Origin of the sequence: Neobacillus sp. 19 (assembly GCF_049463095.1) — a bacterium.
Lineage (GTDB): Bacteria > Bacillota > Bacilli > Bacillales > Cytobacillaceae > Neobacillus.
The window spans coordinates 58,188-85,161 of the sequence record NZ_JBMPZU010000100.1 but is presented as its reverse complement, the minus strand read 5'-3'; the positions used below and the strand labels follow the sequence as shown (position 1 = coordinate 85,161).

Here is a 26,974-nt window from a genome sequence, read left to right as displayed (position 1 = left end):
TTTTCATTATCCTCTCCCCCTATTAACCAAAAGTTAATAAAATAAATGTTTCCAATACAAACTTGTTATCCTTATTCAATTTAATACTCCTCTAAAATTGGTGTTAATAATTTTTAATTTATTATCACTTTTATTCATGGAATTCTTTTTTTATCGGTTGACTCTTAGCGATATTTTCAATTGCCTTAATATGAATATCCATCACAAGTTTACCGTTTTCAATCTTTTTGCTTAATATATAAGTATCTTTTATACTAGCATCTTTATTTAAATTGCTTTTCAGTTCTTCTTTAGCCATCTCAACTGCAACTTTTTCTGCTTGTTTATATGTGTACGTCCGAGTAATTTCTTCACTCTCTCGAATCGTTTTACTAACGTAGTATATAGGTAAATCCCACTTTAAGAAATGAATTTTCCTAACGCTCTTATCTGTCTCAAAGTTCTTAAATTTTGGATTTCCAAACCCTACAATCGGAATTTCAACTTTTCCTACAAGAATAGAATTTTTTTGCTTTACTTTCCCACTAAATACTTTTAAGTTTGTTTTTAGTGGCAAATTAACATGACTTTTATACCATGTTTCTCCCCAAACTTCACCTTTGGCTGGTACAAGTTTTGTTTGGCCATTCTCTCCTATTTCCCCTGAAACAAGTAATTGCCCTGGTTCAACATGTTCATTTTTATCTATAACCTTTTGTCCATTCTCAATATAATAATTTATAATTGTTGCTTCTTTTTTCGCCACCAGATGACGAGGAGATAATTTTTTACGTTTTTTTGTTTCATTTTTTTCTACCACTTGAAAGTGATAGGTTGTCCCTCTTAATTCCACACCAACCCAAGTTAATGTTCCAATGTTATTTATTAATTTCCTTTGAATCGTTTCAACATCACCAACTAAGAATTGGAATTCCCCGGGCTCCAGTCCCATCTTTTCCAATTCTTTGCGAATTTGATACTCTGTTGAGGGTTTTGCACCTTTAATTTCTATCTCCCAAATAACATTCGATAATAACATGATAATTAATAAAAAAAGGGCTGCACCTATCAAAAATCCACTATTTTTAAAGAGTCTTTTTATTAATAATGGGATTCCTTTGCGCTCTAAAAATGAAATTGAGCACCCACTATTTCTTGCATGATGCCTGATATCTTTTGCATCTTGAAACTTCATTTTGAATGTTAAGGTTTCAGTTCCATGCCGTTTTACATCCCAAAGTAGAAAACCATTCCTAGTAAGAATATTTAAAAACCTCTCAATTCCCCTTCCTGTTACTTTAACAGTTACCTTTCCAAATAAAACTTCAAACCACTGGTTTTTCATTTAGCTCCTCCCAAATTCATTTAAAACTGTTTATCTCATAACTATGAAATAATTGGAATTTCAAGCACTAGTTTTTTGGAAATTCCGATTTATTATTACATTATTTAAATAGTTAATTTCGTCCTAAAAAATAAAAAGGCTACCGTTTATAATGGCAACCAGTTCGAAATTCACAATATAAGTTTGTTTATTATATTTCAAGCATCAATCGTATACTTGCTACGAAATCGAACCTTTACTCGTTTTATTTTATCTTCATCCACACAGGTAACTTCATATACATCACCATATTTCAAACTTATTTTATTATTGGAATATTAAATATTATTCTAATGGGCAAATGTTTTATTTAATTGCATTTATTCAAGAGTTTGGACTTATTTTACTTTCTAGGGGTTAATTTACCTTTGGTACAATCGAATCCATATATTTCTTCACGTCATATTCAGTCATTGAACCCGTTATAATTTTTAATATCTTCCCATTTTCATCTATTAAAAAAGTGGTAGGGATTGGTCCAATGTTGTAAAGTTTAGTTACTTCACTTTTACGGTCCATTAAAATTGGAAAAGTTAAATTGTAACGTTTAACAAATTGATTAACAGCAAGATCGCTTTCCTCAATATTGACTGCTAGGATTTCAATATTTTTGTCTTTATAAAAGTGATACTGATTCTCCATATATGGCATTTCCTTTTCACATGGTTTGCACCAACTTCCCCAAAAATTTAGGAAAATACCTTTTCCTCTCATGTCCGAAAGTTGAACTTTTTTACCATCCAATGTTTCTAATGCAAAATCAGGAGCCGTAGATCCCACCTTTATGGGTAACTTATCCTTTGTGAAATTTGCATATAAAGTGTATACAACAGCTGTTAAAAGAAGAAATAAAATAACTGTCCTCATAACTAACCTTTTTCTTTTCAAGTAACTTCACCTACAGTCAAATGGAAATTAGAATAACCATTTTCATTATAGGAGATTTCTTCAGTTTATTCAAACATTAGTTTGTGTATATGAATATTTTTGTGACCTGTTGACTTCCAGGGGAATTATAATTCCCCCCCTTCTAAAAAGTTCCCTAAAACCAACTTTATTGCATGTTGTCAATCCACTTTTTATTGGATATAGTTTTTGTGGATCCTTAATTTTTTTCCTGGTCATAAAGTGTCATTTTCTTAAAAGGTTTGAAATTAAATCAAACAGTCAGTTAATGTAAGAAAAATGATTTTATTAAATAGAGCATTTTCCTAATCTGACTTTTAGATTTTACCAAGAAAATGTATATATTCAAGTGTATATTTGAAGAGTCGGAGATTTTCCAATGGCAGATTAATCTTAGAGTGTAAATTGATTTCAGCAAAAAATAAGTATTTAGAAAACTGGCCATGGAAAAGGCCATTTCCAGCCTAAGTTCAGGGGTTAAAACACCTAAGATATTGATAAAAAACAATTTTTAACTTTAGATATCTATTTTGTCTCGCATTTTTATAAAGGTACAATCCCTACTGGATTAATAGCATTTGTCTTGTTTGCATTCCATGAACCCCTATGAAGTTCGAAGTGCAAGTGTTGTCCAAAAGATTGTCCTGTGTTCCCCATATACCCAACTTGCTGACCTTTAGAAACCACTTGACCTGTACTTACAGAACGACTATTCATATGAGCATAAACGGTTGTGTAAATTTGCCCATTAATAGAGTGGGAAATAAAAACAACATTACCGTAGCTTGATGAGTAATAAGAACGGATGACAACGCCGTCAGCTGATGCAACAATTGGCACAGTTCCACTTTTGGCGATATCTGTACCATAGTGAGTTCCGCCACTTCGACCACCAAAACTAGAAGTGATGGTTCCACTAGTTGGTCTTGTAAAGTTCCCACTAGTAACAGGAGGAGATGATACAGAATTTTCTCCCTTTTCGCCAGCACTACTTACCGGTTTTACTTGGCGTTGTTGTTCTAACTGAATAGCTTTTTGCATTGCTGATTCCTGTGATGATAAAAGCTCTGCTTCATCTTCAAGATCCAGCTTCTCAACATGCATTTGCTCCTCTTGTGTTTTTAAAGAAGCCATTAATTTATCCTTTTCTGCTTTTTCAGAGTTTAAGCTTTGTTTTAGTTGTTCCAGTTCACTTAGCATCGTTTGAAAGCTTATCAGTTTATTCTCAACATCTACCCGACTTTTCTCCAAAAGCTCTTTATCCGCTTGGTGTTCACGGAGTATATCTTGGTCTGCATCTACAATCGTAGCAACTGCTGCAACTCGAGAAACGAAGTCGCTGAAACTATCTGCACCCAATAATACATCTATATAGTTGATCATGGTTCCATTTTCTTGTAGGGAACGCGCACGATCTTTTAACAACTCATTTCGCTTTTCAATTCGTTTCTCTAGTCCTTTAATTTCCTCTTTTAAATTAACAATTTCTGTTTCTGTTTCTTTAATTTCAGCTTGCTTCTGCATCATTTTTTTCTCAGCATCGCCGATGGCTAAATCTAATCGTTCAATATCCTTATTTATCATTGTTTGTTTTTCTTTTAATTTATTAATCTCTATATTTGTACTGTTAATTTTAGAATTAACGGTAGAACGCTTTTCTTCAATTTCACTTTTTTGATTTTTTAAATCCTCTAATTTAGATGCCGCAACTGCAATGTTAGCTGGATTCTCAGCTATTAAACTCCCAAATCCTAAAGCAGCGGCAAAGGTTAATGTTACCAGTGACTTTTTCAATAACTACTCTCCTTTCAAATAGACCACATGTATAGGTGTGTATATTATTCTTTTTATAGAGAAGAAACCTAAAACTTGGTGAATAAAGTATTTTTTATATGCATCTTTCATTTCGACTATCTGTATCACCAAGGTTGTTTATGAGAGAAATATTCGTTGGAAAACGACAAATTTTAACTTTATATACGCTGCTTTTTAGCACAAATCCAATTATAATATCTTATTTTGTCAAATTCATCTACTTTTTGTATTTTTAATTACTATGAAATAATTTGTTCATAGATTATTAATAATTATAATCCAGTATGAGTGGGTAACGAGGACAAATAGAAATTTGTTTTTTCCTATATTTAAAGGTAAGGTGAATAGCAGATCTTTTCCTTCAGGGAAAAAATAAAGCACTCTTGTAAGTAAATATTGTGCCATACAGCATTCGTTACTTCATAATTTATTAGAATTGAAAGTTGTTAAAGCTTAGCACACTTGTATGAATTATGGTAAACTGACATGGTATGATCACAATAGCAAAAAGGGACGATATAAATGAAAAGTGAAGTAAAGATTGGACAAAGTATTCAAAAAGCCTCTCTAAAGATTCCTAAACAGGAATCGCCAAAAATTCTGGCAGAAACCATTAAGATAGGTATTATTAAATCAAATTTGATTGCAATGCTTGCGGGATCGGCACTTGCCTTATATACAAATCATATTAGCCCTTTCGAGAAACTCCCAGAAATTATTTTTGCTATAATTGGATCAACATTAGTCATTGGTGCGGCAGGTACTTTTAATAACTTGTATGATCGCGACATCGATTCGATTATGGATCGTACAAAAAATCGCCCAACCGTTACCGGTGTAATGCCACAAAAGTTTGGACTTATTTTTGGAACCTCTATGGCTTTGTTTGGACTAGCAGCCCTTGCAATAGCAATGCCTCTCGCTTCATTCTTTGGCTTGTTAGGCTTATTTATCTACGTAGTCCCCTACACAATGTGGTCTAAACGCCGAACAATTTTCAATACTGAAATTGGAAGTATTTCTGGCGCCATGCCGCCCCTTATTGGTTGGACAGCTATCACTTCAGACATGACCCATCTTGGACTTCTTGGACTTTTTACGGTTATGGTCCTTTGGCAAATGCCACACTTTTATTCCATCGCTATTCGTAGGCACGATGAATATAAATCTGCAAAAGTTCCGATGCTTCCAGTTGTTAAAGGTTATAAGCGAACTTATATACAAACTAATATATATTTATTTGCATTAGTAGCTGCAAGCTTTCTTTTTGCTTCCGTAAGCATTGGAATTACGTTAGTCGCACTGCTTTTAAGTTTAGGATGGTTCATTTTAAGTATTGTCGGTTATAAAAAAATGCCGCCTGAAAAATGGGCGAGAATGATGTTTATTTTTTCACTTAACCATATTAGCATTTTATTTATTACTATCGTTATTTACGGGTTTATTGGCACTTTTTTCAGATTGTAAAATGCGGTTTTATTTAAATGGAGAGTTCGTTGATGTAATTGGCGGAGGTATTTGGCAAACATCTTCAACTTTATTTAATGCTGTTGATCAACTAGGGGTTAGTTATATCGAAAGGAATCATCACTTTTTTAAGCGTTGGCTATGTACCAATAGGCAGAGATGCAACCGTATCCTAGGACGGCTTAGACTTTAGATTTAAAAATACCACTGGTGTACCGTTGATATTAAAAACAAATGTAAGAAAATAATCCCTTACAGTAGAGGTCAGAACATCCAAAGCTTACAAAAGTCTCATTAAGAAACCTGAATAAATATCTTTTAAAACGGTTAAAGAAACATTGAGAACATATACGGAATGACAAAAAGACGTTTTTCCTTTCTAAGTAATCTTTAGTGCTGCTGACCATAGCAAGTTCATCATTTTACAATGAAATCTAATAAAAAAGACAGCCTTCGTTTTAAGGCTATCTATAACTGAAACAATATTCTAGATAAAAAACATATAAATAGCTGCTGCCAATACAATTCGGTAGATTGCAAACGGCAGCAGTCTAACTCTGTTAATCAGTTTTAAAAAAAAGCGAATTGAGAGAAGAGCAAATATAAAGGAACTGATAAAACCCGCAGCAAAGATAGGAAGTGCCTCCATCGTCAAATAACCCCAATTTTTCAATAACGATAAAAAGCTCGCACCAGCCATTATAGGTACCGCCATGATAAATGTAAAATCGGTAGCAACCCTGTGGCTCACCCCTAACAGAACTCCCCCCGAAATCGTAGAACCAGATCGAGAGAATCCTGGCCAAAGCGAAAAACATTGGAACAAACCAATAACGAATGCCTGTTTATAAGTTATCTCGTCCACAGATTTAGTCTTCGGGTTTTTAGGTCCTAGGAAATCAGCCAAAATCATAAAGACTGCTCCAATTACCAAGCCGATTAGTACAGTCGATGTCGAAAATAAATTCTCATCGATATAGTCTTCAAAAAGGACTCCTAATACCCCGGCGGGGAGTAAACCAACAATTACTTGGGACAATTTTAGACGCCCATTTCCATGGACAGTTTGTTTGTTGAAACGGCCTAAACTCAATAAATTAATGAAGCGATCTTTAAAAGTAACAACAACTGCTAAAATTGATCCTAACTGAATGACAACTTTAAAAGTATTTGCTCCATTCTTTGTTAAAAAATTTTCAGATTGCAGCCATATATCATCAACAATGATCATGTGCCCTGTTGAGGAAACAGGTGCAAATTCTGTTAGACCTTCTACTAATCCTAAAGTAATCACTTTTAAAATTATTTGTAAATCCATACTGTAAATTCTCCTAAATTTCTTGCATAAAAATATTAAGCCTGATTTCGCCTTCCTGATTTTCTCATTAACTAGCAGGGTTGTTAATTTATTTTATTATTATCCCAAATCTATTTTTGAACAATACTTTAAAGATATGATTTCTAAAGTTAGATTTTGAATACATTAGAATAATGTAGAATATGACGAGATTTGAACTAATCAGTTATAGACACAACTAATAAAAGTTAAATCGTCACTTTTTTGAATTTTTTAGCTTACAAAAGTTTTCTTTATGTTGATACAACGCTTATGGAATTAACATCAAGAACCAGCATATGAATGCAAACCCGCTATAACAAGATTTACTACAACAAGATTGAACATTATAATTACAAAACCTATTACAGCGAGCCAGGCTGATTTCTCTCCGTGCCATCCTTTTGACAACCGCAGATGTAAAAATGCAGCATAAAACAACCATGTGATTAAAGCCCATACCTCTTTAGGATCCCACCCCCAGAATCGGGTCCAAGCCATTTGTGCCCAAATCATTGCAAAAATTAGGGCACCCAATGTAAATACTGGAAAACCTATTAACACAGATCGATAGCCAATTTCGTCTACAAAGTCAAGTTTTATATTTTTAACTAATGGCTGAATGGCAGCGGCAATACGTTTTCTTAAACATAGGCGAATTAAACCATATAATAACAATCCCCCAATTAACGACCAAATGACAGAATTCAATTTTTTAGCATTAATAATTGCCGGCATTTCAACGAGTGGCTTAAATCCGCCCTTTGTCTCTAATTCATAATTGTGCGGGCCTGTAATAGCAGGCATTGTATATTCAACAATAGCTTTATTTTTGTTTTTATCAATCCAAGTGAACCTTTCTTGATAGTCTATTGCGGAAAATACAGATGATACTAGAACAAAACCAAGAGTCATAATTAATCCAAATAAAACTATTTCTAGCCAAAAGGTTCGTTTACTAGCTTTTGACTGATTAATTGTTTTCACTAGATAGATAAGGCCTGCTACGAAACTAATGGAAAGAATGGCTTCCCCAATGGCTGCTGTTGTTACATGAATTTTCAACCAGTCACTCTGCAACGCAGGTATTAAAGGAGTAACTTCCCGTGGAAACATACTTGCATAAGCAATAACTAGAATAGCCACAGGCATTGTAAATAATCCGAGAAGTACAGTTCTATAAAGATAATAAAGAACAAGGAATGCACCTACCAAAGCCATTCCAAAAAAGGTTGTAAATTCAAACATATTACTAACCGGTGCATGTCCAGCTACTAGCCATCTAGTAATAAAATAGCCTAGTTGGGAGATAAACCCAATTATTGTTAAGGAAACGGCAATTTTCCCCCATCTATTGGTACCTGTTTTTTTATCAGGATTTTTCTTTGACTTAATGGAACCACCAAAAAAAAGAGTAGCTACTAAATATAAAATAAAGGCAGTATAAAGTAAATTGCTACTTAATATTATCAACTAGACCTCCTCCTTCTCCAGGTTTTCCTTTTGAACCTGATCTTCCGGGACTACAAAATTTGTATCAGACGAAATTTTTTCAATTTCTCTCTTCAGACCGTGCCAATTTTTATTGGTATGGGCAGCAATCCATATTTCTCCATTTTTGTGTTGAATCCAAATTCTACGATGATTCCAATATGCCCCTTGAACAACCCCAATCATAAAAATAATGCCACCCAAAATAATCACCCATAAGGTTAAATCTTTCCGAACGGTAAGACCAGTAACATTTTTTGTTTCAATTCCATTAAAGGCCATTTTATACTCATTGTTTCCTAAAGGTTCGATTGTTTGTTTGATTGCAACGAAACTTGTTTCTCCTTTTGGTTTCTCGGGTGAAAACATACGAAATACAAACGCTGGATTATTTGGAATCCGCGATTTAGTTGTTGGATCTCCGTTTTTCGCAAATTCAAAATCAGGAAAATAGCTAAGTAGTTCAACAGAATAACCATTACCAAGATTATATTTTGACTTTGGATCATAAAGGTTAATTTTAATATTCCCGTGTGTTTGACCGGTTTTTTTATCCAATAAAGAAAATGACATAGAGTTTAATTCATCTAGCCTGTAACTTACTTGATAGATAGAAAATTTACCAAAACTTAAGGGATGATTAACCTGAATTTTAAAATCTTTTACTTTTTTTAGTTTTGGATTCTCACCAGGCAGAGAGTTTCCTTCCTTTTTATAAAGAATAGCATTCGTTTGGTAATTTTTCACCACATTTCCAACGCGGTCTATAGCTTGTTCAAAAGTTTTGTCTTTATTTTTATCATAGAATTGCAACATAAATTGATTGTTTTGGAGGAAATATTCACCGTCAGTTCCGGGAATAACCGCAGTTTCCCCTTCTCGGATCCATAGGACCTTATCTACATACATACCTGGAAAAAAGCGTAGCATACCTCCAATTAGAAAAATTATTAAACCAATATGGTTTACATATGGACCCCAGCGGGAAAATCGTCCTTTTTCAGCCAGTAAATCTCCGTTTTCTTCGCGTATTTTGTAGTGCCTTTCGATTAAATTTTTCTTGATAATTGAGAGTTCGTTATCATTTACGAACTGATTCACACCAAAAAGTCTTTGACGTCTTAAAAATCCTTCATGCCTTGTTACACGTTGAGCTTTCAAAGCTTTATATAAAGGTACAACCCGATCCAGACTACAAATAACAAGAGAAATACCGATCATGGAAATTAGCAATAAATACCACCATGAGCTATATAAATTATTAAAACCTAATTGATAATATAATTTTCCGAACCAGCCATATTGCTGCTGATAATACTCTCCGGGAGGCATGATTGGTGGTATATACATTTCTTGAGGAAGTATCGTTCCTATTGATGAAGCGATTAAGGTAATAACAATCAGCCAAACCCCTACTTTAACAGAAGAAAAAAAGCTCCAAATCTTATCAATAACTGTTCTATTATAGACTTGTGAGCGGCGAGCACTACCTTCATAACGCATATCTAAAAGATGTTTTTTATTTTCTTGCTCATCCAGTACTTTTCCACATGCTTCGCACAACACAGTACCATGTGGATTCACATGACCGCATTCACATTTAATGTCTTTCATTATAAATAACTCCCTATAAAAATATGGTTTTATTTTCTCTATACAATCTCTAATCGTTTGTTCAGTATGTTTTGTTATAATATTTAATCACTTTTTATCTATATAAGTAGCTTGAACCTACCACATACATCCATTACCGTTGTATCTTTACAGGAACCATAATTGAAAAGGAAGTTTTGCCTTTTGATAAATCTATCCACGGCTATAGGCTTTCAGCAATATTTGCTGCTAGCCTGAACCTTTTAAACTTTAAATTAATTGTATTGATTATCTATGTATATGGTTACACTATGTTCCGCAGAAATTAAGAAATCTCTCAAGCCTTTATATTTAGATAACGGTGTTTTTTTCCTTTCATATCAGTCAAATAAGAAATCGGGATCTTTTTTACCAATAGCAACCTTTGATTTTTTAGCCTCTGTAAAATTGGAATATGGCATAAGAAACCGTAATTCCTAAAAAAAATCTTCGTTTCTTCATTGAATTAATTGTTATTTACTGGTTTACCAAGTCAATAGTCAATCGGTAATTACTGAAGTCATATTTTTTACTAGTCAAACCATATCTTTAGTTATGCTGATATTTTATTACAAACTTAAAGAAATAATTATCTATAAAGATTGGTAGGATTGAATATACCAGCATGCATAATAATACCAACAACATATGTATAAATTGTGAATTTTTTGTTAATAAATCTTATGCAGTCTTTGTTGGACCAATCTGCAAATTTCCTCCACTTTGTTCTCTAAAAAATAATTAAGGAACAAACACCATTTTAATACCTGTCAGGGTCTTATTTCTAAGGTTAATTTAAAATCATAAGTATTTAAAAAAAGTAGTGAATCGAAATCAAAATTATCAATTATACTAGTGCGTTTTTAGAAATGGGCAGTTAGCCCTGTATAAATTGAACTTAGACGTATTCTTAAGACTAAACAGGGTACTAGCTACACCTTTTTAACATTAATGTTACTTAAGCAATTAACAAGATAAAAGGGGCTGACTCTTAATTGTCAGCCCCTTTTATCTTTAATCCATTGTATTGTCCTTTGCAGAGTAGCTGTATTTAGCAAGTCCTTTTGACCTTCTAAACCATAGTAAGAATAGCGCTACTTCTAGAAGGAATAGGGATATGACCTGAGCTATTCTCAATTTATCAGTCACCATTAAGCTATCTGTTCGAAGTCCTTCAACAAAAAACCTTCCAACAGAATACCAAATCATATAGGAAAGAAATAATTCCCCTCGCCGAAGAAATGGCATCCTTCTAAGAACTAACAAAATAACAAAACCCATAGTATTCCAAATTGATTCATAAAGGAAGGTTGGGTGATAGTATACACCTTTTATATACATCTGATCAATGATAAACTTCGGCAAATGGAGGTTTTCTAAAAAGGACCTTGTTACTTCGGTACCATGTGCCTCTTGGTTCATAAAATTGCCCCACCGGCCTATCGCTTGTCCTAAAATAAGACTTGGCGCTATAAGATCAGCAATTTTCCAGAATGAAACACCCTTCTTTTTCGCAAAAATAATGGTAGTGATTAGACCTCCAATTATAGCTCCATGAATAGCTATACCTCCATGCCAAATGGCAATGATCTCTATAGGGTTTTCTTTATATTGATCCCATGTAAAAAGAACATAATAAATTCTTGCAAAGATGATAGCTATAGGGATTGCCCATAATAACAAATCCGACAAAATATCTTTACTCAAATCCAACTTTTTTGACTCTCTTGTTGCAAGAAGCAACCCTAAAATTAACCCCGTTCCTATAATAATTCCATACCAATATACGGTTATCGGTCCGAATGTAAAAGCGACCCTATCAAGTTGTTGAATTTTATCCATAAAATATTTCCCTCATTAAATTTTCTAGTTAAAACATTCTTAGTTTGACTGATTTACCCACAGTACTAACTCTAACTATTTTGTTATTCCTATATAACTGGCTACATTGCAATCCTTTTCCAGTAAATATAAAATCTTTTAAGTAAAAAGCAGATCTCATGTGACGGCCAGTTTCATATGCTTCTTTTAAAACTTATCTTTCCCTATTTTTATTATTAATCAAATGAATAGTAAGCTTGGGATTTATATAAACATATAATGCTATGCTTCTTAATTTATGAGACATTGCTTATTACCATAATTAAGTGAAAATAGGAAAGATCCGACTGTAGTCGGATCTTAAATAAGAGAGGTATTGAATAAGCTTGTAGTTTGTCCTAGCTACACTATTTAAATTAGCTCATTTTTATTATCATTTTATGAATAAACTCTTACAATTTAGTTAAATTTACTCCGAATCTTTTCTATCTCCTTATTCTTAAAGGTTACATAAACAAAAAAAGTATGTAAAAAATGTATTTGGTAAAAAGTAAATAAAGAAATATACATAAGAAATGAGATGATTGAATGGAGAATTGGTTCTCTATTGTTCCATTTGTCGTTGCTGTTATTGTGGCGATGGCGACCCGGCAGGTTTTAGTAGGGCTGGCATTAGGGCTTCTGATTGGTTCCTATTCACTAAATCCCGGGCTATATACTGCGATTGCTAAAATGAGCAATTATTTGTTTACCGCTATTGCTAACAAGGAAAATCTTCGGATCATCATTTTCCTTTTCGTATTCGGCGGTCTTGTAGGCATGATGCATGTTGCAGGCGGCATTAAAGGGTTTTCTAAAGTTGTTCAAAAACGTATAAAAACCGAAAGAAGCGCTTTAATTGTCACCTGGGCAACAATTCTTGTTACCTTTATGGATTGTGAGTTCAGAATTATGACAACGGGCCCTGTTATGAAGGCGATAAAAACGAATGTTGACATAGTGAGATCGAAACTTGCTTATACCATTGACGTTTCCACTGTCCCTATAATTGTACTCATGCCCGTAGCAACAACATATGCCGGCTACATGGTTTCCGTAGTTGGTGGTGCTGTAAATCAAGCAGATATTAACCGTACACCCTATCAGTTATTTTTGACAAGTATTCCTTTTAATTTTTGGGCAATAACCATTGTGATTATTGGACTATTTTCTGTTTTAACAGGACGGTATATTGGAAAAGGAATAAAAACAAATAATAATCAAGAAAATCTAAAACGGAATAACGTAGATGAGGAAGAGGTGCATAGAGAAAGCATTGAAGCAGAATTAGAAAATGTGCAACCAAAAGCTTTGAATCTTGTCCTTCCTTTGCTTCTTTTACTTATAACCACTTTTTATTTGATTGGAAAAGATGGATTTCGTAAAGGGGCAAATACTGTTTTAAAGGCATTCCAGCAAGCAGATGCAACCCAGGCTATGCTAATCGCTCTCTTTCTCACTGTTATTTTTTCATCCATTCTGTTCCTTCTCCGGAAAGGAAAACTCTCAGAGCTTATGTTTCATTTCGTAGATGGTGGAAACCAGTTAATGATGGCGATCATCCTCCTCGTTCTTGTTTGGGCACTTGCCGATATGGCGGATGATTTAGGTTTTTCTCAATTTATTACTGGAACAGCAGGGACAGTCATACCAAAGTCCTTTGTTCCGGTATCTGTTTTTCTATTTGGATCAGTCATTGCCTATTTTATAGGCTCCTCTTGGGGAACATGGGGTTTGCTTATGCCTTTAGCCATATCCTTAGCTGATGCAACAGGGGCTTCATTCCCTATGACAATCGGTGCCGTCTTTGCCGCAGGTTCCTTTGGTGACTTCACTTCTCCATTAGGGGAAACCACAGTTACGACTGCCTCTGTATTTGATTTACCTGTCGTCGATTATGCAAAGGCCAAATTTGCTTCCTCCATTTTAGCTGTGGGCATATCAACAGTTTTGTTTATTATTGCTGGGTTGTTTTTTTAATCTGATATAATAACACATACTTTTTAACCAGCACCCAAAGGGCTGACTTCAAAGGGACTGAAATAGTCATTAAAAAATAACCAAAGGAAAGCTCTTATATTATTGGGAGCTTCCCCTTCCTTCGCTATTTTCTTCCTTTTATTTCACTTAAAATTAACTAACCTATAATATTTATTTTGCAAATTCGATATCATGGTCATAATACAGAACAAGAATGGATTAAAGTAAAGATGATAATGACCTATTCAAGCGGATTTTCTTTTCTATGGGTAATAGAGCAAATACGCGCTATTAGCTCATTAAATTCAAATGGTTTTATGATATAATCATCCGCCCCTGAATCCCGTGCGGATTTAATGTCTTTAATTCCATCCTTTGCAGTCATAAATAAAATTCCACTTCGAATCCTTTTTTCACGAAGTTTTTGGCAGACAGAAAGCCCGCTTTCCTTTGGTAACATCCAATCTAAAATAATCACATCATAATCAGAGTTGCAGGCAAGTTCATAAGCATCCTTGCCATTTTTAACCCAATCCACAAAATGAAGTTCCTTTGTTAGTAAATGGGTAATCAGCCTACCCAACTGAACATTATCCTCAGCTAGTAAAATATTCACCTTATCCACTCCATTTCAAAAAAATTTTCAGAAGACCTTCAGCCTCTTTTTCCGTGAGACACGTAATTTTTTCATGCTCCTTAACAGTTGACTTGATATTTGAATTTTATCAATAGGGTTATACTGGCCCCGTTCCTTCGATAAAAAAACGTCCAATTGAATACCACAGAGATACGACAAGAATAGTTCTCCACGACGAAGATTAACTTTTCGTAATAAAATTAGAATGATAACTCCAATTAAACTCCATAAAGATTCATATAAAAATGTAGGATGATAACAAATACCGTTAATATTCATTTTGTTAATTTTAAACGTAGGAAGATGTAGGCTTTCAAGAAAAGTTCTTGAAAGAGGACCCCCGTGAATAGCTATTCCTCCATTCCATTGGCCGAGATTTCATTTAGATGATTCTTAAAATAGCCCCATTCAAACAAGACGTAATAAGCTCTAGCTGAAATAATGGCAATTGGAAGAGTAAATACAAGGGGTGAAACTCCCCTTTTTTTACATTCTTGTGTTGCTATGTATAAACCTAACAAAGCACCTAAACCACTGATAACACCATACCAGTGGACGCTTATGGGACATAATTCAAACGCAATAGGGTTTATAGGGGTAAGGTTTGTATTCAAAATATTATCCTCCCTTTACTTTTGATCATTTCAATTGATACCATTTCTTGAATTACATTATTTGAGAGTTTTATACCGACACGGATAAGCTAATCGGCTCTACGTGGATATGAACATGGTATACACCGTTATCTTTTATCAAGACATTTTCGATATGGGTTGCTATTTCATGTGCATCCCTAATATCTAAAGTAGAATTTACAACAATCACAACATCTATCACTTCATTATTGCCGTAGTTCCTCCCTCTAATTTCCTTTATTCCTTTAACTCCATTTACTTTTAAAATGACATCCCGATAAAGTTGAATTTTATTTTCATCGAATCCGTCTGAAAGTTCATGAGATGCCTGTGTAAAGATTCCCCAAGCCGTTTTGCATATTAATAGTCCTACAATTATAGCAGTTACCGTGTCTAGCCAAGGCATATTTAATTGGGAACCAAATATACCTACAGCTGTTCCTATACTTACCCAAGCATCGGAAATATTATCCTTTGCAGCTGCCATTACAGCCTTACTATTAATCTTAATTGCCAATTTTTTATTATATCGATAAACGAAAAACATAGATAAAGCAGCAAAAATACCAACATAAGCAGCAATGATATCTGGCGACTCTTTTCCAACTTGAAACACAGAGGTGACAGCATCAATCAACACCTGTATACCTACGGCTAACATAATAAATGAAGCGATCATTGATGCAATACTTTCGCTTTTCCAATGACCATAACCATGGTCTTCATCAGGTGGTCTTTGTGAAAGCTTCAATCCGATTAGTACAGCAATAGATGCAATAATATCAGTTGTATTGTTTAAACCGTCCGCCTTCAAAGCAGCGGAGTCACTTGAATAGCCCATACCTAGTTTTATAATGGAAAGAACAACATAGGCAATAATACTAATGATTGCCCCTCGTTCGCCTAATTTAAGATCTTCGTACTTTTGATTTTCCATCTTACTTATCCCCCAAAAATTAGGTCTACTTAAAAAGTATAGCAACTAAAATATAGTTGGGTCTACAACAACCTTTTTGCATTGTTCTACATAACTAAGCTATATATATAAATGTTTCGCTAGGGAAAAACACTATGACATTTTGCTCTATGATAATTAATATCAGAATTTCCTATACGTTGTAAAATGTCTTTTTCTGACGCTGCCCCTTCTAGCACCTTTACGTGATTATTCCTCTTACAAGCAAGTCCTGTTTGACATAATCAGCAAATACATTAATTAAAACACTAGATAATATCAATCCTAATGTAAGAAGCAATACAACAAAAATTCCTCTGAATAATAGCCCCAACTTCGTTGATATACTCTTTATTTCTTTTATTTTTCATTTAATGCTCCTTGGTTTTCAAAAAAAGTAACCATTTTTTCCATCTATATAATTGGAGAATTCTATTTAGTATTGAATCTAGAATATTACAGCTAAAAACCAAAACTTGGTACTTTTTGCTTGTCCTCATCTAGATTGAATTTCTTTATAAATTTTTTCCAAAATGAAAAGGAGATTGGCAAGTTGCCAATCCCCTTTTCATTAATTCTAGCCTATTTTATTGCAAAATTATTTCACAGATCAAAGCTTACTTTCTGTTTTGATCTGCTATCTTTTCTCCAGTTTTTATATCCGTGTAATCAACTATATAAACGGTTGTTTGTTCATTCGTTTCAATTGTTTGCTTTTGCACCATCCATTACTGCATATGTTAAGTATGAATAATCTCTTTACTCCCAACAGGGTGTTACCTCTGCTAAAACCTTAGGGGACCTCAGCTGATCCAGTGTGATTTATTTCTGAATCATTCATTCCTTCTAGATAGGCGTCTTTACGATTTTCTAATTCACGAATAACGGAATCACTCCCATCATTTTTTCCGAGAAGCGAACCGTTTTACGATGGTCTTCTTGCCGAGATTTGCAAGAAATGCTTCGTCCCATCCGAGTTTTTTAAGATTGGTAGCGTTGATTCCGAGGTAGTCCCAGGGATTGTCCCCACCTAAGGCGATATGCTGTGCGATATTTTTGAGTTGTGAAGCATCGAACTTGTAGGACACTGCTTCATTGATGTCCCAGATCGTATCCGCCGTTTCAACCGGGCCATTTTGTTCGACGAACTTCCGCAGATCAGTTTTCATGAGTTTAGCCGCGGCTTCAATCCGTTCGATTTCATTTGCGAGCTTCACCGCTCCCTCCTTCGTCATGCCGTTTTCAATCACCTTGTTTGCTGCTGTCGCCATGTTACATTACCTCTTTCTTTTCGTTATTTTTAAAAATGGAATTACCATATTGTCCAATGCCTTCGACTTTGTACATGCCGTTCGCGCTCCCTACACACAAATGAAGGAACTTCTGATGAGAAATCACGGTTATCACCAAAGATTTGCCATCAACACGGTAGAATGTGCCATTCTCAATGACAACAAAAAAACGCATGTTGGTGACAGGCGTTTTTAGACAAAGATAGGAACAATCCTTTAACAACGTTTGAAACGCATTTCTTTTTACTGTTGACACTCCGAACCTCTCCTTTTTAGTTAAGTTTAAACCCAAACAATGTCCTTTTGATTTTTAGAATTACTGGTTCGTTGGCGAAACTATGCCACAAAAGCGTAACCAACGTAACAATATCCGTTTCATTCATCAGAATCTCACTACACGAACACTAGAACAAACACACAAGCGCAACAAGCGACATCGAAATCGTAAATCTACCTTTGCAGTGTAGAAGAAATCCTCAAATTCTATTCATTTCATCACATCCTTTCAATATTTTTTAAACACAAAAAAGCCGATGATCCCCATACAAGTATGGAAACAATCGACTTTTTATCTATTTGTCGCACAAGTGCGCAAAAAAACAACCTGGGTATTGTGTACCATGCAAATTTAGACGAAGAACGTCAATCCCGCTTTTCCACAAGGGGGAAATGTAAAGGGAGAATTTATGCCGAATCTCCTTTTGAATCAATAGAAATAAAGGTACGACGGCTTCTACACAGTGTGTAGCTTAATGATAATAATTATACAATTAGTGTAACAAACGACATTCAATTATACAACTAAACAACATCATATTCACTCATACTTTTTTTTGTTTTCTGTTTTTAGATTGTTGCAAACGTCCGCAAGCACTCTCTCGCGAACGGGCAATGCTTGCAATGGCCTGACGGGTTGGCCGGGAAGATGCGTGTTGCTTCCCCAGGGACCATTCCGTAAAGTTCCATGCGTGCGTTAACCTCTTTCGCAAGCCCGAGCGCCCACAGTCTGGCCCGTTCCATATCCGCGGGCATAAAGCAATGGCTGCTTCTCTTCCTGAAACGCAGGAAATATAGCGTACCCACGACATGTGGGACATTGTACAACTCGCCCATCACCCATGCGTACAGGCCAACCTGATGATTGTCGAGGACGTGATACGGGACGCGGTTTGTCTTCCAGTCCGTGATTGCCATGCCGGAATTGCTGACTACATCTATATAGCCTTGTAATAGTGGACCATCCTGTGAATCGTTAAGTGGTAGTTTAAAGTGGAGTTCTGTTTTTCCCATACCGGGCGCGGCATTGGAACGCGATGTGAGAAATGAAACGTCTTCTGCTCTCACTTCGGGATGAAAGTCCGCTTCGATCAATCCATTCAAAACAGCTTCTCTATGCTCCACTCCGTTTATTTTATCTTCTATCGCTTTATGGACCGATTTTCCTAATGCAAGGGGAAGAGTCATTGGTTCTTCGTAGCCTAAAACGTACTTCTTGTAGAAACGGAACGGGCAGCTTTGGAACAGATTCAAACGGGAAAATGAAAAAATCATCATTCTTTACCTCTACTCTCAATTAACTTTCATAGGGATTAAAAAAGCAAAAGCCGAACCTCTGAAAAGAAGTCCGGCTTTCACATCATGCACTTTCATTCGGGTTTATCTAAAATGGAAGATCGTTATCCGAAACTTGAATTGGTCCATTATTCGCAAACGGATCATTGAAGTTTCCGTTTTGCGGTGGTTGGTTGAATCCGCCTTGCGGTTGCCCTTGACCATAGCCTTGGTTCTGCTGTCCTCCATAACCGCCTTGTGGCCGCTGATTATAGCCTTGACCGCCTTGATTGTAGCCTCGCTGTTGATTTTGGTTGTACCCTTGCTGATTGTTATTGTATCCTTGGTTCCGCGGCCCTTGCCCCTGTTGCCCCTGACCTTGTCCATTTCCTTTCGGGTCGAGGAATTGGACGCTGTCCGCGACAATTTCCGTCACATACACCCGCTGTCCTTGCTGATTTTCATAATTCCGCGTCTGGACACGCCCGACAACTGCGGCTTGGCTTCCTTTACGAAGGAAGTTCGCCGAGTTCTCTGCCGTCTTGCCCCATGCCTGAATCATGATGAAATCCGCTTCGTTTTCGCCACTTTGTTTTTTGAATGGACGATTGACGGCAAGCGTGAAGCTTACGACCGCCTTGCCTGCCGGTGTGTATTTGAGGTCGGGGTCCTTTGTAAGCCTTCCAATCAAGTTTACAGTGTTCATCATAATAGTCTCTCCATTCATTTTTTAGTTATTTAGATTCCCGATAGCACTAACCTACTGTGTAACAACCATTTTATTTTGTGTAAGCTGTTTCTGCTTTCGTTCGGTTCTTTCTAGTTTCCACTGATAATGAAAGAACGGAACATAGAGAACAATCTTTTCAAGCTCGAAATCATCCGTCTGATAACAAGCCTTCCATGCCATCCGTGCAAGTTTCGTACCTTCTTTCGCCCATTCTGAGCGGAATTCTTCATCCTTCACATATTCTTTAAGCAGCTTTGAGAAGCCCAGATGAATCTGCGTGCCTTTCGCTCGGTCCATGAGATATCTCATCAACTCCTCCTGTCGCACCTTTGGCGTATTAAGAAACGCAATCAACATAAATTCAGCAAACAATCCGACCAGTTCCGTATACTCATATTCCTTCCAGTCGAGAAACACGTCTTCCCGCCTTTGTGCGAACGCCTTGCGATCTTTGCGCTTTTTGTCCTTCCACCCGATTGCATCAAGTTGTTTCGGATTAAGTCGTTCCGCGGGATGCAAAGGTTTCCGCAGCTTGCCGAGCCGTTTTTCCTTCACCTGATTGTATGGCAGGCCGGTCAGCTTTGCCTCGAATTGAATGACACCGCCCGATTCCCCGCAGTACCAGCAGCGGAAAATCTGCTCATTCGTATTTAGGGAAAGATAGAACCTTTTTTCTTTGCCCGGTTTGCTGTCCTCTTGGCAAAACGGGCATTTGCATAGAACCTGTCGCTTTCCATAGGTATTCAGCTTGATTGTTACGCCGTTTTCCTCTGCCACGTCCAAAATCTTAGGAAGCATGTTGAGCACCTACACTAGTAAGGAATGTCCATCCATTTTCCTCGCGTATCTGCAAGTTCACTTGTGTTCCATCCTGTAACCCTTCTGTTGCTTGGAATGCCTGTGGATCGTTTGCAAACACGACAAACTCATCTTGACTACCGGAAGGCGTCACATACAGTTTCGCATAAGGAACATTGCTTGGGGATACACCACGCTCCACTTTATTCAAAATGAATTGCCTGAACGGGGTTCCGCTCGTTTGTTGCGGTGCGGCATTCGATTCCGATTGGGCTGGTTCCGGCTGTTTCAATCCGTTCTGCTTCGCATTTCCGCCTGCATCCCCTGAATAGCTTTGAAGGAAATAGAATCCGTTTTGCATATTCATGGCCAGCTGTAATTCCGTGTTCGGCTCTACACCATTCAAGGAAGAGATCAGTTGTTGATCATCCTTTACAAGAATTGTGAGCGTTTCTCCTGAATCTTTCCGCACAACATCAAGTTTCCCAAACGGCACATTTTGAGGGTTCACACCGACCGTGTAATTGTGCACAATAAACACACCCCTTACTTCGCCCGTTTCTGATGTAGCTTGTTCTTGTCTCGGTTGCTTGGTTGCTCCTTGTTGCCCCTCTAGATTGCCTTGATTAGCCGGTTGTGTATTCGGGGCGGCTTGACCTTGACTTTGCGAGTGCAGCCTGGCACCATTCAGCATCATAAGCAACTGATCGCGCACACCGAAATACATTTCCACAGGCACTTTATCGAGACTTCTCATGTTCACAGTCGCAAGCACGCTATCGAAAGGAACATTTCGAAGCTGACTGATTTCTCGTGCGAACCCTTCAAGCTCATTGATCTGTTCCTTGCTGATAAAACGCGGAACGGAATGGTCGATGCGGTTCTGGAAGCTGTCTGGATCATCTTGATCGGTTGCGATATTGAATTGCTTCAATAGAAAATATTTTTCCGCGTAGCTAAGGGCTTTTCCTACTCCCTTTTCGCCTGCGAGGTCAATCCCTTGTGCATAGAATGGAATGACAACCTGGTCCCACGAATCTTGATCAACCCATGTGAAGTCAATATCGAGTTCAGTAAAATAGTTGTTCCGTCCTTTTTGATCGATTGTGACCGTGCATTTTTTATTCACCACCCGCGGAAACAACATCAAGCCGAGTTCATCCATCTTCTCACGCAATGCGCCAAGAACAGCGGAGGAGCTGACGTACTGGAACTGTGGTCCGATGGCATCCTTCTGCAGGTATGTTACTGTTTTCCGCAATTCCACCAACTTCTGAATGATGTTTGAGTTTTCATTCGGTTGTACATCGCTTTTGATAATGAAAGCCATTTTGAATCAATCTCCTGTCTGTAAGTATTTTTAAAAAGAAAAAAGCCGAAACGACACAAATTGTGACCCTCGACTTCCAGCCAAAACCCATCTGCAACAAAAAATATTTTGTTTTCTTTCTTCTACATAACATCGCTCCTTTTATTTTTTGAACACAAAAAAGCCGATGAATCCCGAAGGAAACAATCGACTTTTATATACTGACGCTTTTCCGAAAAAAAGGTAATTTTCGTAAGCGTGAGTATCAAACTGAAAATAGTATGCACATGCAATCTCTTGACAATATTTCGTCTACCTAGCGTTTCCAAAGAGGAATCCAAAGGCGGTAATTTTGCGCCGAATCTTTCCTGCGAAAGCAAGAATGTGACGACTTCCACTGAAAGAGTGACGTAAAAATGATTGGTATAGGGTTAGTATAGCAAACCTACTTACCCGTTTCAACAAAGTATATTTATTTTTCATTCAAATTGTGTAAGTATTCCGTTTGTAGCAGAGCGGGCTCCCTTTGTCCTGCTAGGAAGCCTGTTCCGAATTATAGGCATCCGGCCAGTTTGAACGGATATCGTTTGACATGGAAATAATCAGTTACATAAATACTTCCGTTTTGCATCAGCATCGTAATGAGGGACAGATAATAAAGGACGAAGGCGGGCAAATAGAACACAGTTGATTCACCTTCCATTCGTGCCAAATAAGAAAAGTTCTGGATCATCAACTCTCCATTAACCAAATCCCGAAGTTCAATTGTGTCATTCATTAATAGCAATATGGCAGAACTCATCGACAGGTAATCCCATGACTACTCGCAGGGCTTGAACACTTGCGACAATTCCATTTCTCCCCTTTCTTGCATGTAACTGCTTATTTTCACAGACCCTTCATAGACGTACGGAAATATCAACAGCCTTTTTCTGCATGAAATGCATCAAGATAAGATTGAACACGTAGAACGAGCAAATAATCGACACGCCCGCCACTTTAAAGGTGAGAAAGTCAGCCCACAGATTCGGTAGCATCATTGCCATCATAACTGCGATTCCTAGCACCATGATAACCATCATCATAATGTTCATCTTCATGCCTTTTCGTTTACCGAGCAGTTCATCCCGTTTCTGGATTTCACTCACCATCCGCTTCTGAATCAGATCGAACAATTCCTTCGCATCGCCCCCCCGGTCATATTTGACGGCTAGGTTCTGATGGAACTGGTCCAGGGAGGGGAAATCGTATTTCTCGAAATGCGACGTATCAAGCATCGTTTTTTCTTTCATAATCTCAATGGTTTTTTCAATATCCTTTCCAATTTCATCATTAACGGAATTGATGGAGGATTCAAGCGAGCGCATGACGTTCTCCCCGGAATTCAGCATGAAACTCATGTTGTTGACGTATTTCAATAAATACCGTAAGTTTCCCTGATAAGCTTTGAGTTTCCGGTCCTTATATGAAAAGACAAGGAAGAAGAACACCAAACCGATGATGCCGAAGATGGCACTGACGAACGGTTCTCTCGTCAGGTAATAAATGTATGCTGTGTTCCCGCCAAAGAAAAGAATGAACAGGACGATCAGCTCAACAGACGAATATAGGTTATAAAAGTTGTACCAGAACCGCTTCAGGCGTTTGGAAAGAGGTTCCTTTTCAAGACCCGCCGCGGGCGATCTTTTGCTTTTCCGCTTCTTCAGCTTTTTGGGACGTCTCTTCTTTTCTTCCTTAACGGTTCTGCCTCCTTTAAAAATTGTCATTGCGCGAGCACCACCTTTTCATCCGTATTCGGCACATAGAGTTCCGGCAGCTGGTGATAGAGTTTTGCGTCCTCAACTTTGGAAAGTAACCGTTTCGTCAGCGGATTCGTTTCTTCCGAAAGTGTGTACTCCTTTGTCTGTCGATTGAATTTGTTCGCCTGCCTGTACAGGTAATTGCCCTGCGCCCCGTATACATCATCGAAACCCGTGAACTCGACAATCTCCTTGATGCCCCGGATGACACCAACACCTTCCACTTCCTTCACATCGAGATGTACGCCGATTGGCAGGAATTCGATCAATTCACGGGCGATTAGCGTGTCGCTCATGTTGGCGTAGGAACCACCCTGCCGTATCATCGACATCAGACGAGATGGAATATTCATTGCGCCACTCGCGTGAAGGGTAGTGATGAGGGAATGGTTCGTCTTTACCGCATCGAGCATATCTGCCGCTTCTGCTCCCCGCGTTTCTGACACGATGAGCCAGTTCGGTAGATTCCGCAAACCGGACTTGACGAGGACTTGCTGCGTAATTTTCCGTTCCCGCTCATCGGACATGAGTACCTGCGTACTCTTGATATTCTTTTCGGGGTATAGGGACTTAATATGACTATCTCTTGTATCTTCGATGAGGAATATCTGCTGCTTGTCGTCAATGTAGCCGACGAGCAGCTTCTGCAATTCCGTTTTCCCCGATCCTGTTGCACCACTGATGATGATGTTGCATTTTGATTTAATCAACACTGACAGCAATTCTTCAATGGACGAGCAGATCTCCTCATTGTTGCTCATGATGGAGTCGGCAATGGAACTGACCGCTAGCCGCGGTCTTGACACACGGAATGAGAACGTCATGCCATCCGGGCTGACGGCCTCGTGCATGGCATTCAGTCGCAGGAAGCCGATTTCTGTATCGAGAATCGGGTTACTGACCGTGAACTCCTTCCCTTGAATGTCCGCAATCTGTTTGATAAGGTTGCGAACCGCCTCGATTGAGGGATGCTCGTGATTCTTTAAATTAATGGACCCTTTCCGGTTATGCTTGATGGAAAGTTTTACCCCATCGAAGTTTATATCAGTAACTCCTTCATCTTGTAAATATTCGTTCAGAAAACTCTTTCCTAGTATTTCGCTTGTCCGCTTTTCGATAAACTCTTTGTCTTTAAACAAAAGCACGCACACCTTTTCTAATTTTTATTGTTTTTATCCAATGTTCAGGTTTCCCATGACTGGTCCAAGCAATTTGATCACCATGATGACGAGGAATCCAATAACAAGGTACATCGAAATAAAAATCGGGATAAAACCGAGAAATTCCATGTCGTTTATCTTTTTCGCAATGACTTCGTTCTGCTTGTTCGCTTCAAGGTCCATGACGAACCGCTCCAATTCTTTCAACGGCTCCTTCTTGATCCCGAACTCGCTGAACTGATAGATCATATCCATCACCATGTATGCTTCACTTGTGCCAATATAATCGGCAAAATCCATGTAATGCTCCCGCCGGTTGTCATCCTCAATTTTTGCAATCAATTCTTCAAGGCCCGTGCGCAGCGGATCTTTCGTATATGGCATTGTTGCGACTAATGTCTGATATACGTTACCGGAAGATGGAATCAAGCCGATGAAACTTCCAAGAAAATCCGGGAACAGATACGAGTTGTCATTGTCGATCCGTTTCTTATTCTTCACCAGATTGTAGTAGGGATATTTGAAGGCAAGTACAAACAGAAACGGAACCGCAATGAAGTACAGCAGATTCCCCATCCTGTAAATAACCATAGCGCCAATAAGGGTAAGGAGAAGCCCGTAAATGATACGGACTTTCATAAAATCTTTTTTCTCTTTCTTGAAGTAGGCCAAATGTTCATTCAATCTGCTCTCGTTTATCAATTCGAAGAACAATCAATCTCACTCCTTTTCTATGAGTCTTTCAACCTTTTTACGGTATTCAAATAGCAGATTATACTGATAGCGGTTTTCACAGGTTCGGGGATCCCTACTTTTTTTGTGACCTATCCACGAACTGTGTCCTGTTTTCTCTCACTATCACGACTCGGAACTTACTGATTCAATCCAGGATGTTGGAAAGTCTGTTCTTGTGTGGAATTGCCGAGATAGCAAGGTTCGCCCTATCTGTGTTATTAATCATCCACCGTCTTCCATAATTGTTTTAACCGTCCGCTCATCCAACGGTATTCGTTCCATTCCGTTTCATGATGAAGGCTTTGTTCGTCGATTTAAGGGTTTGATCTTTAAACACGCTCTTAAATGTGTATTCGTATGTGACATATACCGTATCGCCATAATTGACGATGCTGTTCACGGACTGCCCATGCTGATCCTTGAACGTGATCACATAGCCTTTTTGCTTGTAACCATTTACGACCGACTTCACCCGGTCACTGACGCCTGCATCTTCCTGCACGAGTTCCGTGATTTCCTTAGTCGCTTTCATAAAGGCGTTCTGATTCAGGCTGTCGATGCCGAACATAAGAAGTCCCGGAACAATGAAACCAATGAAGAACAGAAGCGCAAACAAAGCTGATTTCATTTCCGACAAGTTGGCTTTCCTCCTTTTCTATTATTTCACCGTGATTTTAATTGCTCAGATAGTTCAGGGCGAGCCTGCGTTCCGCCGTGGCCTTTACTTTTCCCTTATCATCCACGTACTGTACCCGGAACTGGATACCACGGATCAGGTTATCGTCCTCCGTCACATTCCCCTGATTATCGAGGAACACATAGTCGAGTTTCACATCGAACCCAAGTGTCTTTTGTACGGTGGATACGTTCGTGATGAGGTTTGCTACCAGTTCATCCTTGTCAAAATGCGGGAAATCGTCGGTTCCTTCTTCGACTTCTCCCCGAATAATGCCGGCACTGACGCTTTCCGTCAGCACCTGGACTTCCGATGTCGTGGTCGTTGCCGAGTTCTGTATAAGCCCTCTGTAGACGATGAAGAACACAACGACCGCAAGTGTTGCGGAAATAACGAACCATTTTAATGGAGTGGCCATATCACTCCCTCCCTTTTTCAAAACTCATTTCTTTTTATTTTTAAAACGAACGCTCGTTTTAAAAATGCCCCCTCGCGCATAAGGGAGGGGGCAAAGATTAGGATGAAGATTCGGTTTTAATTAACAAGATAGAGAATGGTCTAGGCGTTTCAAACCTGCATGTGAGATTGTTTTTTTCTCTTCAATTCTTCGGTCCACTACCTTGCGTTCAGGTAGATAATCGGTAGAGTGATTGACCGCCAACTCACGGCTGTGTCGGTGTGTTTGGCGTCACACTAAAAACGTTGTCAACCATTGTAGTGAATCCGTCACCGATACTCGTTAGGATCGGGGAGATGTAGTTTTCTCCGAAGAAGATCCATAGTGAGAACAAGAGTAGAACCGCGATAAGTAGTGTGATGGCTCCCTTATGCTCTGCCAACAGCTTTC

The 26,974-nt window shown here is 37.8% G+C and carries 26 protein-coding genes and 1 pseudogene; 3 read left to right on the top strand and 24 right to left on the bottom strand.

Translation table 11 applies throughout. The features are described 5' to 3' along the window. Positions 1-130 precede the first annotated feature (130 nt). The 3 genes from yqfD to ACO1D1_RS27735 all read right to left on the bottom strand — a co-directional run bounded on the left by yqfD (position 131) and on the right by ACO1D1_RS27735 (position 4,063). Positions 131-1,324, bottom strand: a complete 1,194-nt coding sequence (yqfD, locus tag ACO1D1_RS27745) for a sporulation protein YqfD (protein ID WP_042353629.1) — start codon at positions 1,322-1,324, stop codon at positions 131-133. Between the two features lie 396 nt (positions 1,325-1,720). After that, on the bottom strand, positions 1,721-2,251 hold the full coding sequence (gene resA / locus ACO1D1_RS27740; RefSeq protein WP_082193049.1) for a thiol-disulfide oxidoreductase ResA: 531 nt from the start codon (positions 2,249-2,251) through the stop codon (positions 1,721-1,723). Between the two features lie 561 nt (positions 2,252-2,812). Next, positions 2,813-4,063 carry a murein hydrolase activator EnvC family protein gene (locus ACO1D1_RS27735; RefSeq protein WP_042353630.1) on the bottom strand — a complete coding sequence of 417 codons (1,251 nt, stop codon included), beginning with the start codon at positions 4,061-4,063 and terminating at the stop codon, positions 2,813-2,815. Positions 4,064-4,606: 543 nt separating this feature from the next. On the opposite strand from ACO1D1_RS27735, the gene cyoE reads away from it, so the two are divergent. After that, positions 4,607-5,551, top strand: coding sequence for a heme o synthase (cyoE, locus tag ACO1D1_RS27730; protein ID WP_082193050.1), 945 nt, complete (start codon positions 4,607-4,609; stop codon positions 5,549-5,551). Between the two features lies 1 nt (position 5,552). After that, on the top strand, positions 5,553-5,744 hold the full coding sequence (locus ACO1D1_RS27725) for a VanW family protein (protein WP_342780571.1): 192 nt from the start codon (positions 5,553-5,555) through the stop codon (positions 5,742-5,744). A 294-nt stretch (positions 5,745-6,038) separates the two neighbouring features. Here the strand turns inward: ACO1D1_RS27725 and ACO1D1_RS27720 are convergent, their stop codons facing one another. The 4 genes from ACO1D1_RS27720 to lgt form a co-directional block, all read right to left on the bottom strand. Continuing rightward, positions 6,039-6,869, bottom strand: a complete 831-nt coding sequence (locus ACO1D1_RS27720) for an undecaprenyl-diphosphate phosphatase (protein ID WP_042353631.1) — start codon at positions 6,867-6,869, stop codon at positions 6,039-6,041. Positions 6,870-7,172: 303 nt separating this feature from the next. Further along, on the bottom strand, positions 7,173-8,360 hold the full coding sequence (ccsB, locus tag ACO1D1_RS27715; protein WP_042353632.1) for a c-type cytochrome biogenesis protein CcsB: 1,188 nt from the start codon (positions 8,358-8,360) through the stop codon (positions 7,173-7,175). Next, positions 8,361-9,992, bottom strand: coding sequence for a cytochrome c biogenesis protein ResB (resB, locus tag ACO1D1_RS27710; protein WP_042353633.1), 1,632 nt, complete (start codon positions 9,990-9,992; stop codon positions 8,361-8,363). A 1,032-nt stretch (positions 9,993-11,024) separates the two neighbouring features. Further along, positions 11,025-11,852 (bottom strand): prolipoprotein diacylglyceryl transferase, encoded by an 828-nt coding sequence (gene lgt / locus ACO1D1_RS27705; protein ID WP_042353634.1) that lies wholly within the window; start codon positions 11,850-11,852, stop codon positions 11,025-11,027. Between the two features lie 567 nt (positions 11,853-12,419). Between lgt and ACO1D1_RS27700 the strand changes: the two genes are divergently transcribed. Beyond that, a complete protein-coding gene (locus ACO1D1_RS27700) occupies positions 12,420-13,850 on the top strand; it encodes a Na+/H+ antiporter NhaC family protein (RefSeq protein ID WP_042353635.1) in 1,431 nt (476 codons plus the stop codon). A 241-nt stretch (positions 13,851-14,091) separates the two neighbouring features. On the opposite strand, the gene ACO1D1_RS27695 is transcribed toward ACO1D1_RS27700, so the two are convergent. From ACO1D1_RS27695 to ACO1D1_RS27615, 17 genes and pseudogenes are all read right to left on the bottom strand, one after another. Next, entirely contained in the window at positions 14,092-14,466 is a 375-nt protein-coding gene (locus ACO1D1_RS27695; protein ID WP_042353753.1) for a response regulator transcription factor, read from the bottom strand. Between the two features lie 133 nt (positions 14,467-14,599). Next, positions 14,600-15,101: pseudogene (locus ACO1D1_RS27690) on the bottom strand (prolipoprotein diacylglyceryl transferase family protein); the annotation flags it as partial. Between the two features lie 70 nt (positions 15,102-15,171). After that, positions 15,172-16,059, bottom strand: coding sequence for a cation diffusion facilitator family transporter (locus ACO1D1_RS27685; RefSeq protein WP_042353636.1), 888 nt, complete (start codon positions 16,057-16,059; stop codon positions 15,172-15,174). A gap of 635 nt (positions 16,060-16,694) precedes the next feature. Beyond that, on the bottom strand, positions 16,695-16,802 hold the full coding sequence (locus ACO1D1_RS27680) for a DUF1541 domain-containing protein (protein WP_148347708.1): 108 nt from the start codon (positions 16,800-16,802) through the stop codon (positions 16,695-16,697). 174 nt (positions 16,803-16,976) lie between these two features. Then, on the bottom strand, positions 16,977-17,348 hold the full coding sequence (locus ACO1D1_RS27675) for a hypothetical protein (RefSeq protein WP_042353638.1): 372 nt from the start codon (positions 17,346-17,348) through the stop codon (positions 16,977-16,979). A gap of 1 nt (position 17,349) precedes the next feature. Beyond that, complete coding sequence (locus ACO1D1_RS27670; protein ID WP_042353639.1) at positions 17,350-17,625, bottom strand: hypothetical protein; 276 nt, start codon at positions 17,623-17,625, stop codon at positions 17,350-17,352. A gap of 590 nt (positions 17,626-18,215) precedes the next feature. Next, positions 18,216-18,923: a RecB family exonuclease gene (locus tag ACO1D1_RS27665; protein WP_042353640.1), complete on the bottom strand. Its 708-nt coding sequence runs from the start codon at positions 18,921-18,923 to the stop codon at positions 18,216-18,218. A gap of 106 nt (positions 18,924-19,029) precedes the next feature. Continuing rightward, complete coding sequence (locus ACO1D1_RS27660) at positions 19,030-19,629, bottom strand: single-stranded DNA-binding protein (protein WP_042353641.1); 600 nt, start codon at positions 19,627-19,629, stop codon at positions 19,030-19,032. Between the two features lie 51 nt (positions 19,630-19,680). After that, positions 19,681-20,448 carry a CHC2 zinc finger domain-containing protein gene (locus tag ACO1D1_RS27655; RefSeq protein ID WP_042353642.1) on the bottom strand — a complete coding sequence of 256 codons (768 nt, stop codon included), beginning with the start codon at positions 20,446-20,448 and terminating at the stop codon, positions 19,681-19,683. After that, positions 20,438-21,778, bottom strand: a complete 1,341-nt coding sequence (locus ACO1D1_RS27650) for an ERF family protein (RefSeq protein WP_052404711.1) — start codon at positions 21,776-21,778, stop codon at positions 20,438-20,440. The genes ACO1D1_RS27655 and ACO1D1_RS27650 overlap by 11 nt, the downstream gene beginning before the upstream one ends. A 532-nt stretch (positions 21,779-22,310) precedes the next feature. Further along, the gene (locus ACO1D1_RS27645; protein WP_042353643.1) at positions 22,311-22,559 is read right to left on the bottom strand and encodes a hypothetical protein; all 249 of its coding nucleotides are present in this window, start codon (positions 22,557-22,559) and stop codon (positions 22,311-22,313) included. A 97-nt stretch (positions 22,560-22,656) separates the two neighbouring features. Next, positions 22,657-23,523 (bottom strand): type II secretion system F family protein, encoded by an 867-nt coding sequence (locus tag ACO1D1_RS27640; RefSeq protein WP_052404712.1) that lies wholly within the window; start codon positions 23,521-23,523, stop codon positions 22,657-22,659. After that, complete coding sequence (locus tag ACO1D1_RS27635; RefSeq protein WP_042353644.1) at positions 23,520-24,695, bottom strand: ATPase, T2SS/T4P/T4SS family; 1,176 nt, start codon at positions 24,693-24,695, stop codon at positions 23,520-23,522. The genes ACO1D1_RS27640 and ACO1D1_RS27635 overlap by 4 nt, the downstream gene beginning before the upstream one ends. Before the next feature lie 33 nt (positions 24,696-24,728). Beyond that, positions 24,729-25,430: a hypothetical protein gene (locus ACO1D1_RS27630; protein WP_042353645.1), complete on the bottom strand. Its 702-nt coding sequence runs from the start codon at positions 25,428-25,430 to the stop codon at positions 24,729-24,731. A gap of 280 nt (positions 25,431-25,710) precedes the next feature. Next, on the bottom strand, positions 25,711-26,088 hold the full coding sequence (locus ACO1D1_RS27625) for a hypothetical protein (protein WP_042353646.1): 378 nt from the start codon (positions 26,086-26,088) through the stop codon (positions 25,711-25,713). Positions 26,089-26,125: 37 nt separating this feature from the next. Further along, positions 26,126-26,545, bottom strand: coding sequence for a hypothetical protein (locus ACO1D1_RS27620; RefSeq protein WP_042353647.1), 420 nt, complete (start codon positions 26,543-26,545; stop codon positions 26,126-26,128). A 244-nt stretch (positions 26,546-26,789) separates the two neighbouring features. Continuing rightward, positions 26,790-26,966, bottom strand: a complete 177-nt coding sequence (locus tag ACO1D1_RS27615) for a hypothetical protein (RefSeq protein WP_423337725.1) — start codon at positions 26,964-26,966, stop codon at positions 26,790-26,792. Positions 26,967-26,974 lie beyond the last annotated feature (8 nt).

What these genes read in the sequence shown, in the direction of transcription:
- resB (WP_042353633.1), bottom strand. Translation starts at nt 9,992, where the DNA reads ATGAAAGACATTAAATGTGAATGCGGTCATGTGAATCCACATGGTACT.
- ACO1D1_RS27725 (WP_342780571.1), top strand. Translation starts at nt 5,553, where the DNA reads ATGCGGTTTTATTTAAATGGAGAGTTCGTTGATGTAATTGGCGGAGGT.
- yqfD (WP_042353629.1), bottom strand. Translation starts at nt 1,324, where the DNA reads ATGAAAAACCAGTGGTTTGAAGTTTTATTTGGAAAGGTAACTGTTAAA.
- ACO1D1_RS27665 (WP_042353640.1), bottom strand. Translation starts at nt 18,923, where the DNA reads ATGATGATTTTTTCATTTTCCCGTTTGAATCTGTTCCAAAGCTGCCCG.
- ACO1D1_RS27680 (WP_148347708.1), bottom strand. Translation starts at nt 16,802, where the DNA reads ATGGTGCAAAAGCAAACAATTGAAACGAATGAACAAACAACCGTTTAT.
- cyoE (WP_082193050.1), top strand. Translation starts at nt 4,607, where the DNA reads ATGAAAAGTGAAGTAAAGATTGGACAAAGTATTCAAAAAGCCTCTCTA.
- ACO1D1_RS27655 (WP_042353642.1), bottom strand. Translation starts at nt 20,448, where the DNA reads ATGCTTCCTAAGATTTTGGACGTGGCAGAGGAAAACGGCGTAACAATC.
- ACO1D1_RS27675 (WP_042353638.1), bottom strand. Translation starts at nt 17,348, where the DNA reads ATGGCGACAGCAGCAAACAAGGTGATTGAAAACGGCATGACGAAGGAG.
- lgt (WP_042353634.1), bottom strand. Translation starts at nt 11,852, where the DNA reads ATGGATAAAATTCAACAACTTGATAGGGTCGCTTTTACATTCGGACCG.
- ACO1D1_RS27660 (WP_042353641.1), bottom strand. Translation starts at nt 19,629, where the DNA reads ATGATGAACACTGTAAACTTGATTGGAAGGCTTACAAAGGACCCCGAC.
- ACO1D1_RS27645 (WP_042353643.1), bottom strand. Translation starts at nt 22,559, where the DNA reads ATGAGTTCTGCCATATTGCTATTAATGAATGACACAATTGAACTTCGG.
- ACO1D1_RS27640 (WP_052404712.1), bottom strand. Translation starts at nt 23,523, where the DNA reads ATGACAATTTTTAAAGGAGGCAGAACCGTTAAGGAAGAAAAGAAGAGA.
- ACO1D1_RS27720 (WP_042353631.1), bottom strand. Translation starts at nt 6,869, where the DNA reads ATGGATTTACAAATAATTTTAAAAGTGATTACTTTAGGATTAGTAGAA.
- ACO1D1_RS27620 (WP_042353647.1), bottom strand. Translation starts at nt 26,545, where the DNA reads ATGGCCACTCCATTAAAATGGTTCGTTATTTCCGCAACACTTGCGGTC.
- ACO1D1_RS27650 (WP_052404711.1), bottom strand. Translation starts at nt 21,778, where the DNA reads ATGGCTTTCATTATCAAAAGCGATGTACAACCGAATGAAAACTCAAAC.
- ACO1D1_RS27700 (WP_042353635.1), top strand. Translation starts at nt 12,420, where the DNA reads ATGGAGAATTGGTTCTCTATTGTTCCATTTGTCGTTGCTGTTATTGTG.
- ACO1D1_RS27685 (WP_042353636.1), bottom strand. Translation starts at nt 16,059, where the DNA reads ATGGAAAATCAAAAGTACGAAGATCTTAAATTAGGCGAACGAGGGGCA.